The sequence below is a fragment of the Streptomyces sp. NPDC048436 genome (assembly GCF_043200355.1).
Taxonomy (GTDB): Bacteria; Actinomycetota; Actinomycetes; order Streptomycetales; family Streptomycetaceae; genus Streptomyces.
The window spans coordinates 153,243-165,768 of the sequence record NZ_JBICXP010000009.1 but is presented as its reverse complement, the minus strand read 5'-3'; the positions used below and the strand labels follow the sequence as shown (position 1 = coordinate 165,768).

General features: G+C 69.5%; 13 protein-coding genes. 8 read left to right on the top strand and 5 right to left on the bottom strand.

Annotation, left to right across the window (positions count from 1 at the left end):
• Positions 1-9: 9 nt before the first annotated feature.
• Positions 10-2,286, bottom strand: coding sequence for a transglycosylase domain-containing protein (locus ACGFX9_RS28415; protein WP_393478138.1), 2,277 nt, complete (start codon positions 2,284-2,286; stop codon positions 10-12).
• 417 nt (positions 2,287-2,703) lie between these two features.
• Here ACGFX9_RS28415 and ACGFX9_RS28410 point away from each other — a divergent pair, with 417 nt between their 5' ends.
• Positions 2,704-3,048 carry a WhiB family transcriptional regulator gene (locus ACGFX9_RS28410; RefSeq protein ID WP_167828965.1) on the top strand — a complete coding sequence of 115 codons (345 nt, stop codon included), beginning with the start codon at positions 2,704-2,706 and terminating at the stop codon, positions 3,046-3,048.
• 72 nt (positions 3,049-3,120) lie between these two features.
• On the opposite strand, the gene ACGFX9_RS28405 is transcribed toward ACGFX9_RS28410, so the two are convergent.
• Together ACGFX9_RS28405 and ACGFX9_RS28400 are read right to left on the bottom strand one after the other, a co-directional pair.
• Entirely contained in the window at positions 3,121-4,524 is a 1,404-nt protein-coding gene (locus ACGFX9_RS28405) for an ArsA-related P-loop ATPase (RefSeq protein ID WP_393478135.1), read from the bottom strand.
• The gene (locus tag ACGFX9_RS28400; RefSeq protein ID WP_393478133.1) at positions 4,521-5,501 is read right to left on the bottom strand and encodes an ArsA family ATPase; all 981 of its coding nucleotides are present in this window, start codon (positions 5,499-5,501) and stop codon (positions 4,521-4,523) included. Before ACGFX9_RS28400 ends, ACGFX9_RS28405 begins: the two co-directional genes overlap by 4 nt.
• An 82-nt stretch (positions 5,502-5,583) precedes the next feature.
• Between ACGFX9_RS28400 and ACGFX9_RS28395 the strand changes: the two genes are divergently transcribed.
• The 4 genes from ACGFX9_RS28395 to ACGFX9_RS28380 all read left to right on the top strand — a co-directional run bounded on the left by ACGFX9_RS28395 (position 5,584) and on the right by ACGFX9_RS28380 (position 8,049).
• Positions 5,584-5,745 (top strand): DUF4177 domain-containing protein, encoded by a 162-nt coding sequence (locus ACGFX9_RS28395; RefSeq protein WP_018386146.1) that lies wholly within the window; start codon positions 5,584-5,586, stop codon positions 5,743-5,745.
• Positions 5,742-6,212: a RidA family protein gene (locus ACGFX9_RS28390; RefSeq protein ID WP_393478130.1), complete on the top strand. Its 471-nt coding sequence runs from the start codon at positions 5,742-5,744 to the stop codon at positions 6,210-6,212. The genes ACGFX9_RS28395 and ACGFX9_RS28390 overlap by 4 nt, the downstream gene beginning before the upstream one ends.
• 143 nt (positions 6,213-6,355) lie before the next feature.
• Positions 6,356-7,222, top strand: a complete 867-nt coding sequence (locus tag ACGFX9_RS28385) for an NUDIX hydrolase (RefSeq protein WP_393478128.1) — start codon at positions 6,356-6,358, stop codon at positions 7,220-7,222.
• Positions 7,219-8,049 (top strand): MBL fold metallo-hydrolase, encoded by an 831-nt coding sequence (locus ACGFX9_RS28380; protein WP_393478125.1) that lies wholly within the window; start codon positions 7,219-7,221, stop codon positions 8,047-8,049. The genes ACGFX9_RS28385 and ACGFX9_RS28380 overlap by 4 nt, the downstream gene beginning before the upstream one ends.
• A gap of 151 nt (positions 8,050-8,200) precedes the next feature.
• Here ACGFX9_RS28380 and ACGFX9_RS28375 read toward each other — a convergent pair whose 3' ends face one another.
• A complete protein-coding gene (locus ACGFX9_RS28375; RefSeq protein WP_016642758.1) occupies positions 8,201-8,875 on the bottom strand; it encodes a Crp/Fnr family transcriptional regulator in 675 nt (224 codons plus the stop codon).
• Between the two features lie 182 nt (positions 8,876-9,057).
• On the opposite strand from ACGFX9_RS28375, the gene nth reads away from it, so the two are divergent.
• The 3 genes from nth to ACGFX9_RS28360 all read left to right on the top strand — a co-directional run bounded on the left by nth (position 9,058) and on the right by ACGFX9_RS28360 (position 12,245).
• Complete coding sequence (gene nth / locus ACGFX9_RS28370; protein ID WP_393478123.1) at positions 9,058-10,167, top strand: endonuclease III; 1,110 nt, start codon at positions 9,058-9,060, stop codon at positions 10,165-10,167.
• 106 nt (positions 10,168-10,273) lie between these two features.
• A complete protein-coding gene (locus ACGFX9_RS28365) occupies positions 10,274-10,993 on the top strand; it encodes an NUDIX hydrolase (RefSeq protein ID WP_393478121.1) in 720 nt (239 codons plus the stop codon).
• 49 nt (positions 10,994-11,042) lie between these two features.
• Entirely contained in the window at positions 11,043-12,245 is a 1,203-nt protein-coding gene (locus ACGFX9_RS28360) for a MarP family serine protease (RefSeq protein ID WP_393478118.1), read from the top strand.
• Positions 12,246-12,297: 52 nt separating this feature from the next.
• Here ACGFX9_RS28360 and ACGFX9_RS28355 read toward each other — a convergent pair whose 3' ends face one another.
• Positions 12,298-12,486 carry a hypothetical protein gene (locus ACGFX9_RS28355; protein ID WP_393478113.1) on the bottom strand — a complete coding sequence of 63 codons (189 nt, stop codon included), beginning with the start codon at positions 12,484-12,486 and terminating at the stop codon, positions 12,298-12,300.
• Between the last annotated feature and the right edge of the window lie 40 nt (positions 12,487-12,526).

Sequence of the window (12,526 nt, the reverse complement as noted above, 5' to 3'; positions counted from 1 at the left end):
GGCTACCGACTACCGGCCCCAACCACCGATCCCACCGTTCCCGTTCCCATTCCCGCCGTTCCCGTTCCCACCGTTCCCGCCGCCCCCGATGATCTCCGGCGGCAACGAGATGTCCGGCCACGGATCGCCGCCGCCACCCCCACCGCCGCCGTTGTCGCCGCCGTCACCGCCGCCGCCGTTCCCACCGCCCGGCTTGTTGTCCTCGTGCGGCTTGTCCTTGTCCTTGGCGCCGTCCGGGATGTGGATGGTGTTGAAGCCGGGGGCCGGCTTGCCCGCGAGGGCGCCGCTCATCGCGTCCCGCCAGATCGGGCCGGGGACCTCGCCACCGAAGACCTTGTCGTACGGGACTCCGCCGATGGTGATGTTGACCATCCGCCGCTTGTGCTGCGGGTCGCCGACCCAGACCGCGCCCGACATGTTCGGGGTGTAGCCAACGAACCAGGCGGCGTAGCGGAAGTCGGTCGTACCCGTCTTGCCCGCGCTCGGGCGGGAGCCGAGGCCCGCCTGCTGGCCCGTTCCGTCCTCGACCACGCCCTTCAGGAGGGTGTTGATCGTGTCGGCGGTCTTCTGCGACATCGCGCGCGAGCACGTCGACTTCGGCACCGGCAGCGACTTGCCGTCCGGGTCGGAGATCGACTCGATCGCGATGGGCGTGCAGTACGTACCGCGCGAGGCGAACGTCGCGTACGCGCCCGCCATCGTCAGCGGCGACATCTCCTGGGTGCCGAGCGCGATCGACGGCGCCTGGTCCATCTTCCTGCCGTCGGCCCGCTCGACGCCCATCTTCTTGGCCATCTTCGTCACCGGGCAGATCCCGATGTCGCCGATCATCTCCACGTAGTAGGTATTGACCGACTTCGCGGTCGCTTCCTTCATCGCGTACGGGCCGACCTCGGTCTCGTTCTCGTTGGTGAGCTTGTCGCCGCCCGAGTTGACCCACTTCTTGCCGTCGCAGGCCGCGACGCTGCTCGGATACGGCATCTCGTACGGCGATCCGTAGCTCTTCGTCGGCGGCGTGCCGCGCTCCAGGGCGGCCGCTGCCACGATCGGCTTGAACGTCGAACCCGGCTGATAGCCCGCACCGCCCCCCACGGCGTCGTCTACGGAGAGGTTGATCGTGGTCTCGTCCTTCTTGAAGCCGTAAGGCCGCGACTGGCCCATGCCCAGGATCTTGCCGGTGCCCGGCTCGACGATGGTGGCCGCCGTCGCCACGTCATCGGTCTGGTTGACGTGATCCTTTATCGAGGCCTGCACGGAACGCTGGGCCTGGGGAGCGAGGGTCGTCTTGATCCGCAGACCACCCTGGTTCCAGACCTTGGCCCGCGCCTCCTTGGTCTTGCCGAAGACCGGGTCGGAGAGGAAGACCTCGCGTACGTAGTCACAGAAGAACCCGGCGCCGCTGACCGCGGTGATGCAGCCGTTCTTGGGCCTGCTCACCTTCAGACCGAGCGGCTTCTCCTTCGCCTCCGCGGCCTCCGCCTGGGTGATGTCGTGCGTCTCCGCCATCCGCTGGAGCACGACGTTGCGGCGCTTCGTCGCTTCCTGCGTGTCGTTGACGGGGTCGTACCTGCTGGGGGACTGCACGATGCCGGCGAGCAGCGCGGCCTCCTGGACCTGCAGATCCTTGGCGGGCTTGGAGAAGTAGCGCTGGGACGCGGCCTCGACGCCGTACGCCTGCTGGCCGAAGTAGGTGATGTTCAGGTAGTTGCTGAGGATGCGCTTCTTGCCCAGTTTGTCCTCGACCTGGATCGCGTACTTCAGTTCGCGGACCTTGCGCCCGATGGTCTGCTGGGTGGCCTCGGCGACCTTCGTCGGGTCGTTGCCCGCCTCCTCGACGAAGACGTTCTTCACGTACTGCTGGGTGAGGGTGGAGGCGCCCTGCGAGACGCCGCCGCTCTGCGCGTTCTGGTTGACCGCGCGCAGGATGCCCTTCATGTCGACCGCGCCGTGTTCGTAGAAGCGCGCGTCCTCGATCGCGACGATCGCCTTCTGCATGTACGGCGAGATCTCCTTGAGGGGGACCACCGTGCGGTCACGTGAGTAGACCGTGGCGATGGAGCCGCCCTCGCTGTCGAGGATCGTGGTGCGCTGACTCAGCGGCGGCTGCTTCATGTTGGCCGGGATCTCGTCGAACCCCTCGACCGAGCCCTTCGCCGCGAGGCCGAGCGCGCCGGCCGCGGGCAGGGCGATACCTGCCAGGACGGCTCCCGCGAGCACGCTGACACCTAGGAACTTCGCGGCCTGCTGAGTTGGTGACAGACCACCGCCCGAGCGCTTCTTTCCCATGAGGGCAGCCTACGTTCTGATTCGCCGGACACGCCTCAATGCCTTGGCCTAAGCTGCTCTCAACTGTCACAGCAGTGCGGTCCGGCAACAACCCCTCCGTCCCTCCCGAATCCGGAACGGGGTCCTCCTTCAGCTCTTCAAGAGCTAGGGAATGTGTGTCCGAATTCGCCTCATGCGGCATTCGATGCCCGTTGTGACTCAGCTGAAGTGCCCGCAATTGCCGGGTTAATCACGCATGTCGCCAGCTCACTCCGTCGGGTGATCTGCCGCTTACGCATAGTCCGTTCGGGCCATCCAAGATTGGGCCCGAAGGGGGTGTTGCGCTGTCCCTACCTTCCGTAACGTCCTCAACTGGCGGCGGTGAATATGCCGCTGCCGCCGTGGGGGAGCCTCGATTCGGGAGAGGACGGCGCCGGTATGGGCTGGGTAACCGACTGGAGTGCGCAGGCGGCCTGCCGCACTACCGATCCAGATGAACTGTTCGTTCAAGGAGCAGCGCAGAACAGGGCCAAGGCGGTGTGCACCGGTTGCCCGGTGCGCACGGAGTGCCTGGCCGACGCGCTGGACAACCGCGTCGAATTCGGCGTGTGGGGTGGCATGACCGAGCGGGAGCGCCGCGCACTGCTGCGCAGGCGTCCCACGGTCACCTCCTGGCGCCGTCTGCTGGAGACGGCGCGCTCCGAGTACGAGCGTGGCGCGGGCCTGCTGCCCGTGGACTTGGAGGACGACGAGACGTACGAGAGCTACGCGGCAGTGGGTTAGCGCCCGTCCGCCGCGTGGCGGTGGGGCATCGAACGCCCCGCCGACCAGGCGGCAGTAGGGCAGCCCCGCTGCTCAGGCAGCTCCGGCCGGAGCACCATCACCACCGGCCGCGAGCCGGTCTCCGATGGCCCGAAGGCCTGCCAGGTCGTGCACATCGCCGGGCAGCGCGGTCACTTCGGTCACCGCCACCTCGGGGTGGAGCGCGGTGAAGCGGTCACGCGTGCGCTGTTCGCGCGCGAGCAGCTGCATGCGTTCCGCGTGCAGCCGCAGCAGGCCTGCGGTCAGCTGGGCCACGGGCTGCTGATCTATGGACTGCTGAGCGCCATTGAGTTCAGCTTGAGCGTCATTGAGTTCGGACGGCGCTCCGGAGGGCGCTTCGGAAGATGCGGGAGTCTCGGAACTGCCGGGGGACTCGGAACTGACGGGGGCCTCGGGGGAGTTGCCGGGAGCCTCGTGGGAGGTACGCAAGCCAGCCTTCCCGTCCTCCTGATCCACAATGCCGCTCTCATCAAGATTTTCCGCGGCGGCAAGCGCCCGCTCGGCCGAGAGCTGAGCGGCGCCGCTGCTGTGCACCCGGTTCAGTACGAGACCGGCGAGCGGCATGTCGTCGGCCGCGAGGCGCTCCACGAAGTACGCCGCTTCCCGCAGCGCGTCCCGCTCCGGCGACGCCACCACGAGGAAGGCCGTGCCGGGCGCCTGGAGCAGCCGGTAAGTGGCGTCCGCGCGGGTGCGGAAACCGCCGAACATGGTGTCCATCGCGGCGACGAACGTCTGGACGTCACGCAGTAGTTGACCGCCGAGCAGCTTGCCAAGGGCCCCCGTCATCATCGACATCCCGACGTTCAGGAACTTCATCCCGGCCCGGCCGCCCACCTTCGCGGGCGCCATGAGCAGCCGGATCAGCTTCCCGTCCAGGAAGGAACCGAGGCGCTTGGGTGCGTCGAGGAAGTCGAGGGCCGAGCGCGAGGGCGGCGTGTCGACGACGATCAGGTCCCACTCGTCACGGGAGCGCAGCTGCCCCAGCTTCTCCATCGCCATGTACTCCTGCGTGCCCGCGAACCCCGCCGAAAGCGACTGGTAGAAGGGGTTGCTGAGGATGGCGTGCGCCCGCTCCTTGTCCGCGTGCGCCTCGACGATCTCGTCGAACGTCCGCTTCATGTCGAGCATCATGGCGTGCAGCTCGCCGCCGCCGCCGTCGATGGCCTTGACCCGGCGCGGGACGTTGTCGAGCGAGTCGATCCCCATGGACTGGGCGAGCCTGCGCGCCGGGTCGATGGTGAGGACGACGACCTTGCGGCCCCGCTCGGCGGCGCGCAGCCCCAGCGCCGCCGCCGTGGTCGTCTTGCCGACGCCCCCGGAGCCGCAGCACACCACGATGCGGGTCTTCGGGTCGTCGAGCAGCGAGTCCACGTCGAGCGTGCGGGCCGCCTCCAGGGAGCGTGTCGTGTCCGGGTGACGTGCCGGGTCCGAGGTCATGCGATCCCTTGCTTCCGCAGTTCCGTGGCGAGTTCGTAGAGACCCGCCAGGTCCATTCCCCCCGCCAGGAGCGGGAGTTCGTGCAGGGGGAGGCCGAGCTCGCCCAGAGCGGACCGCTGGGAACGCTCCAGGGCGTGCCGCTCGGCGTACTCGGCGGCCTGTTCGAGCAGCGGGTCGACCAGCCGCTCGGCGACACCGCCGCGGCGTGCCCCGCCGAGTCCTGCGGCGGACAGGGACTTCGCGATGGCCGTACGCGGCGTCTGTTCGAGCCCGAGTTCGAGCGAGGCCTCGTCGAGGAGCGTGGGCCGCACCATGTTCACCATGACCCGCCCCACGGGGAGCTTCGCGGCGCGCAGTTCGGCGATCCCGTCGGCGGTCTCCTGGACCGGCATCTCCTCAAGGAGGGTCACCAAGTGGACCGCTGTCTCAGGTGACTTGAGGACGCGCATCACGGCCTGGGCCTGATTGTGTATGGGCCCGATCTTGGCGAGCCCGGCCACCTCGTCGTTCACGTTCAAGAAGCGCGTGATGCGCCCGGTGGGTGGCGCGTCCATCACCACGCAGTCGTACGCGTACCGCCCCCGCTTGTCCTTGCGGCGCACCGCCTCGCAGGCCTTGCCGGTCAGCAGGACGTCCCGCAGGCCCGGTGCGACGGTGGTGGCGAAGTCGATGGCGCCGAGCTTCTTCAGGGCCCGGCCCGCGCCGCCCATCTTGTAGAACATCTGGAGGTAGTCCAGAAGGGCCAGTTCGGGGTCGATGGCGAGGGCGTACACCTCCCCGCCCCCGGGAGCGACGGCGATCTTCCGCTCCTCATAAGGCAGCGCTTCGGTTTCGAAGAGCTGCGCGATGCCCTGTCTGCCCTCGACCTCCACGAGAAGGGTGCGCTTGCCCTCTGTCGCGAGGGCGAGCGCGAGTGCGGCGGCCACCGTGGTCTTGCCGGTACCGCCCTTGCCGCTGACGACCTGGAGCCTGCTCACACTTCCGAGCCTAACCAGTCGGCGTCCGGGCTAAGCAGGAGGCCACCGTGAGCAGCGCCTCACAACGGCTACAGTCGGCCATATGACCAAGTACGAATACGCAACCGTGCCCCTGCTCGTCCATGCCACGAAGCAGATTCTGGACACCTGGGGCGAGGACGGCTGGGAGCTCGTCCAGGTCGTGCCCGGCCCGAACAACCCTGAGCAGCTCGTGGCTTACCTGAAGCGGGAGAAGCAGGCATGAGCGGGGCTGTCGAGGCGAAGCTGGCCGAGCTCGGCCTGACCCTGCCCGAGGTGGTCCCGCCGCTCGCCGCCTACCAGCCGGCTGTCCAGTCGGGTGTGTACGTCTACACCTCGGGGCAGCTCCCGATGGTGGACGGCAAGCTCCCGGTGACCGGCAAGGTCGGCGGGGAAGTGACGCCGGAGGAGGCCAAGGAACTGGCCCGCACGTGCGCGCTGAACGCGCTGGCCGCGGTGAAGTCCATCGTCGGTGACCTGGACCGCGTAGCGCGTGTCGTGAAGGTCGTCGGATTCGTGGCGTCGGCCCCGGACTTCACGGGCCAGCCCGCGGTGATCAACGGCGCGAGCGAGCTGCTCGGCGAGGTGCTCGGCGACAAGGGCGTGCACGCCCGCAGCGCCGTGGGTGTGGCGGTCCTGCCGCTGGACGCGCCGGTCGAGGTCGAGGTCCAGGTGGAGCTGACCGAGGCGTAAGGGCTGCTCGGGCACTGCTCAGACGCTGCCTGGCCGCTGCCGATCGGGGCCTGGCCTCGGCCTGGTCGCTGAGCCGATCGCGGTCTCCTGGCACCCGATAGTTGCCTCTCGAACATCAGCTCACTAGGGGATAGCCTCCGCCCATGGCTAATGGGCAGTGGTACCCCCCGGAGTGGCCCGACCGCATCCGAGCGCTGAGCAGCGGCGAACTGACGCCAGCGACTCCGCGCCGGGCGGCCACGGTCATGCTGCTGCGGGACTCCGCGGCCGGACCCGCCGTACATATGCTGCGCAGACGCGCCTCCATGGCTTTCGCCGGAGGCGCGTACGCGTATCCGGGGGGCGGCGTGGACCCGCGTGACGACGACCACCTCGTCCGCTGGGCGGGGCCGCCGCTCGCGGAGTGGGCCGAGCGCCTCGGGGTGGACGGGCCGGGCGCGCAGGCGATCGTCTGCGCCGCCGTCCGTGAGACGTTCGAGGAGGCGGGCGTGCTGCTGGCCGGGCCGACTCCTTCGAGCGTGGTGGGCGACACCACCGGCGACGACTGGGAGGCGGACCGCGAGGCGCTGGTGGCCCGTGACGTCTCCTTCGCGGAGTTCCTCGACCGGCGCGGCCTGGTCCTCCGGAGTGACCTGCTGGCCGCCTGGGCGCGCTGGATCACCCCGGAGTTCGAACCGAAGCGCTACGACACGTTCTTCTTCGTGGCGGCCCTCCCGGAGGGGCAGCGCACTCGCAACGCCTCCACGGAGGCCGACCGCACGGTGTGGATCGCTCCGGGGGAGGCCACGGAGGGGTACGACAAGGGCGAGCTCCTGATGATGCCGCCGACCATCGCCACCCTGCGCCAGCTGAGCCCCCACGGGTCGGCCGCGGACGCCCTGGCCGCCGCGTCCGGGTGCGATCTGACCCCGGTTCTGGCCCAGGCGCGGCTGGAGGACGGCGAGTTGGTGCTGACCTGGCCCGGCCACGAAGAGTTCACCAAGCACATCCCTACGGGGGGACCCGCATGACCGAAGCCGCCGCCCTCCCCGGCCAGCCCCGGGGCGGAGTACTCAGCGGTCCCGCCACCGCCCGCGCGGTCAACGTGCTGGCCCCCAACGCGTCGGCGATGACGCTGGACGGGACCAACACGTGGATCGTCTCCGAGCCCGGCTCAGGGCTCGCGGTCGTCATCGACCCGGGCCCGCTGGACGACGTACACCTCCACAACGTCATCGCCACGGCCGAGAAGGCGGGGCAGCGGGTCGCGCTCACCCTCCTCACCCACGGCCACCCGGACCACGCGGAGGGCGCGTCGCGCTTCGCCGAGCTGACCGGCACCAAGGTGCGCGCCCTCGACCCGGCGCTGCGCCTCGGCGACGAGGGCCTGGCCGCCGGTGACGTGGTCAAGACGGGCGGCCTGGAGCTGCGCGTGGTCCCGACGCCGGGCCACACCGCGGACTCCCTGTGCTTCCATCTCCCGGCCGATCAGGCGGTCCTGACGGGCGATACGGTCCTCGGCCGCGGGACGACGGTCGTGGCGCACCCTGACGGCCGCCTGGGCGACTATCTGGACTCCCTGCGGCGCCTGCGGTCCCTGACCGTCGACGACGGCGTCCACACGATCCTGCCGGGCCACGGCCCGGTCATGGACGACGCCCAGGGCGTCGTCGAGTTCTACCTCGCCCACCGAGCGAACCGCCTCGCCCAGGTCGAGACAGCCGTGGAGAACGGCCACGCGGCGCCTTCGGACGTAGTAGCCCACGTGTACGCGGACGTGGACCGCTCCTTGTGGCCGGCAGCGGAGCTTTCGGTGAGGGCGCAACTGGACTACTTGCGAGAGCACGGCCTGATCTAGCCCCACGGAGGGGTCCATCCACGACGGCACCCCGCCCGCCCCGCACCCCGGGGCAATCGGGCGGGAAAGCCTTGTGGGGAAAGCACGACCGGGGCCCCGCCTCAAGAGAGACAGAACCCCAGCCACAGCCATCCACAGCCAAGAAACAGCGTCAGCGGCTCCGCTTGGCCAGCCGCTCCACATCCAGCAAGATCACCGCGCGAGCCTCAAGCCGCAGCCAACCGCGCCCGGCGAAGTCCGCCAGTGCCTTGTTGACGGTCTCGCGGGAGGCGCCGACCAGCTGGGCCAGCTCTTCCTGCGTGAGGTCGTGCACGACGTGAATGCCTTCCTCGGACTGCACGCCGAAGCGGCGCGACAGGTCGAGGAGAGCGCGGGCCACACGCCCGGGCACGTCGGAGAAGACCAGATCGGACATCTGGTCGTTGGTCTTGCGCAGGCGCCTGGCGACGGCACGCAACAGCGCCGCGGCCACCTCGGGGCGGGCGTTCAGCCAGGGCTGAAGGTCGCCGTGACCGAGACCGAGCAGCTTGACCTCGGTGAGCGCGGAGGCGGTTGCCGTACGCGGGCCCGGGTCGAACAGCGAGAGCTCACCGATGAGCTCACCGGGGCCGAGCACCGCGAGCATGTTCTCGCGGCCGTCGGGTGAGGTCCGGTGAAGCTTCACCTTGCCCTCGGTGACCACGTAAAGGCGGTCTCCAGGGTCACCCTCATGGAAAAGCGCATCCCCGCGGGCGAGGGTCACCTCACTCATGGAGGCGCGGAGCTCCGCCGCCTGCTCGTCATCGAGCGCCGCGAAGAGCGGGGCGCGCCGCAGAACGTCGTCCACGAGTTCTCTCCTTGTCGACCTGCATCAGGGGACCGTGTTCCCCATTTTGCCGGACGGTCCAAACAGTGTGATCAGTCACAAGTCTGCCGCACTGGCGTGGCGAGCTGTGCGGGAGGGGGCCAATTGGGGGCCGATCCAAAGGGTCCGGGGCGGATGTCAGTGTCGGGCTCTAGGCTGGCCGGGTGTCCAAAAAGCCGGTGAGAGCACAGGCCAAGGGGGCTGGGAAGCGTACCGCTCACCGTGATTCCGCTGTGGGCGAACAGGCTTCCGGTGGGTCAGAGAATGCGACAAAAGGGACAAGGGTGCCACCGGTGAAGAAGGCTTCGGCGAAGAAACAGGACCTCGCGGGCGAGGCGAAGCCCGCCCCGGCGAAGAAGACTGCCGCAGTGAAGAAGGCCGCCACGGTGAAGAAGAGCGCCACGGCGAAGAAAGCCGCCCCGGCGAAGAAGACCGCCACGGCGACAAAGACCGCCGTCGCCACGGCGAAGCAAGCCACGCTCGCGAAGAAGTCCGCGCCGAAGGCCAAGCCCGAGTCCCGGGCCGCCCTCGTCCGCCGAGCCCGCCGCATCAACCGCGAGCTCGCGGAGGTGTACTCGTACGCCCACCCCGAGTTGGACTTCGAGAACCCCTTCGAGCTCCTGATCGCCACGGTCCTCTCCGCGCAGACCACCGACCTGCGGGTGAATCAGACGACCCCGCGCCTCTTCGCCGCGTACCCGACCCCGGAGGACCTGGCCGCCGCCAACCCCGAGGAAGTCGAGGAGCTGATCAGGCCGACCGGCTTCTTCCGGGCGAAGACGAAGTCGATCATGGGGCTCGCCGCCGCCCTGCGGGACAACCACGGCGGCGAGGTCCCCGGCCGCATAGAGGACCTGGTCAAGCTGCCCGGCGTAGGACGCAAGACCGCGTTCGTCGTGCTCGGCAACGCCTTCGGAGTCCCCGGCATCACCGTGGACACCCACTTCGGGCGGCTCGTCCGGCGCTGGAAGTGGACCGAGGAGACCGACCCGGTGAAGGTCGAGGCCGCGATCGCCGACCTCTTCCCCAAGAGCGAGTGGACGATGCTCTCGCACCGCGTGATCTTCCACGGCCGCCGGATCTGCCACTCCCGCAAGCCCGCCTGCGGCGCCTGTCCGATCGCCGGCCTCTGCCCGTCGTACGGAGAGGGCGAGACGGACCCGGAGAAGGCGAAGAAGCTCCTGAAGTACGAGATGGGCGGCCTGCCGGGCCAGCGCCTCAAGCCCCCGCCGGACTACCCGGGAAAGCCCGCGCCCCCGCTCGGCGCCGCATGACCGAGGAACGAACCGAGGGGGCACAGGCGTTGTCCAGGAACGGACGGGGGTGCCGATGACGCACGCGAGCGACACGAGCGAGACAACCGACACGAGCGATACGCACATGAGCGATGGGAACGGCTTCCAGGGGCACGCCGGCACAGGCAGCCCCAACGGACACGTGCGCCTCAGCACGGAAGGACTCCCCGCCTGGCTGGACCCCGTCGTCCGCGCCGCCGGGACGCTCCAGCCGACCCAGCTGAGCCGCTTCCTGCCCCCGGAGAGCGGCGCGGGGCGCCAGTCCGCGGTCCTGATCCTCTTCGGAGAGGGCGCGCACGGCCCCGAGCTGCTCCTCATGGAGCGCTCGAGCTCCCTCAGGTCGCATGCCGGGCAGCCCTCGTTCCCCGGCGGCTCCCTCGACCCCGAGGACGGCGACCCGCTGACGGACGGCCCCTTGCGCGCCGCTCTGCGCGAGGCCGAGGAGGAGACCGGACTCGACCCCCGTGGAGTTCAGCTCTTCGGCGTGCTGCCCAAACTCTTCATCCCGGTGAGCGACTTCGTGGTGACCCCCGTGCTCGGCTGGTGGCGCACGCCGACCCCCGTCGGCGTCGTCGACCCGGCCGAGACGGCCCGCGTCTTCACGGTCCCCGTGTCTGATCTCACGGATCCCGGCAACCGCGCGACGACGGTTCATCCCAGCGGCCACCGAGGCCCGGCGTTCCTCGTCGAATCCGCCCTGGTCTGGGGTTTTACGGCCGGAGTGATCGACAGGATCCTGCACTTCGCAGGGTGGGAGCGCCCCTGGGACCGCACCAAGCAGGTGCCGCTCGACTGGCGCGCATGACAAGGTTGCGGGGACGTGGCGACCGCGATGCGAGGCGAGGATTGAATCGGTGAACGTGCTGGACATCCTGTTGGTGGTCGCCGCCGTATGGTTCGCGGTCATCGGCTACCGCCAAGGATTCGTCGTCGGCATCCTGTCGGTGATCGGGTTTCTGGGCGGCGGCCTCGTCGCGGTGTATCTGCTGCCCGTCATCTGGGGCGCCCTCACGGACGACGAGGGAGCGGTGAGCACGACGGCCGCCGTCGTCGCCGTGGTCATCGTGATCGTCTGTGCCTCCATCGGCCAGGCCTTCACCACCCACCTGGGCAACAAGCTCCGCCGGTACATCACTTGGCAGCCCGCCCGCGCCCTGGACGCCACGGGCGGCGCGCTGGTCAACGTGGTGGCGATGCTCCTCGTCGCCTGGCTGATCGGCTCCGCCCTCGCGGGCACGACGCTGCCGACGGTCGGCAAGGAAGTACGCAACTCCAAGATCCTGCTCGGTGTCTCGCGCACCCTGCCCAACCAGGCCGACACCTGGTTCGCGGACTTCTCATCCGTCCTCGCGCGCAACGGCTTCCCGCAGGTCTTCAGCCCGTTCTCGAACGAGCCCATCACCGAGGTCCAGGCCCCCGACCCGAGGCTCGCCAAGAGCGCGGTCGTCACGAAGGCCAAGCGCTCCATCGTGAAGGTGCAGGGCGAGGCCCGCGGCTGCGGCAAGGTCCTCGAAGGCACCGGCTTCGTCTTCTCCGACCGCCGCGTCATGACCAACGCGCATGTGGTCGGAGGCGTGGACGAGCCGACGGTGCAGATAGGCGGAGACGGCAGGACGTACGACGCAAAGGTCGTGCTCTACGACTGGGAGCGCGACATCGCCGTACTGGACGTGCCGACCCTCCAGGCGACCCCGCTGCAGTTCACGTCGAAGGACGCGGCCAGCGGTGACAACGCGATCGTCGCGGGCTTCCCCGAGAACGGCCCGTACGACGTCCGCCCCGCGCGCGTGCGGGGGCGCATCACGGCCAACGGCCCGGACATCTACCACCGGGGCACCGTGCGCCGCGACGTGTACTCGCTCTACGCGACCGTCCGCCAGGGCAACTCCGGCGGCCCGCTGCTCACGCCCGAAGGAAAGGTCTACGGAGTGGTCTTCGCGAAGTCACTCGACGACCCGGACACCGGGTACGCGCTGACCGCCGACGAGGTCCGCGAGGACATCAAGGCAGGCCGCACCGCCAACCAAGAGGTCGACAGCGAGGGTTGCGCGCTCTAGCCGGGGCGCTCTAGCCGGGCGGAACAGTCGCCGAGCGGGCCCGCAGGGCGGATCAGTCGCGTGTATGGCGCAGCCGCGCCGAGACCCAGCGGGCCCTGCGGCGCAGAATGCGGGGGATGCCGATGCCTTGAACAGGGCCTTCATGGCCCGGATCGTGCGGACCGCCCCTCTCACGGCTGTTCAGCGCTGTGGCCGAGCGGCGATTGCGTGCTGCGTCACTGTAGTCGTGCGTCCAGCCCATACCCCGACGTGTGCCCGTGCCTCAAGGTCGGTAATCGCGC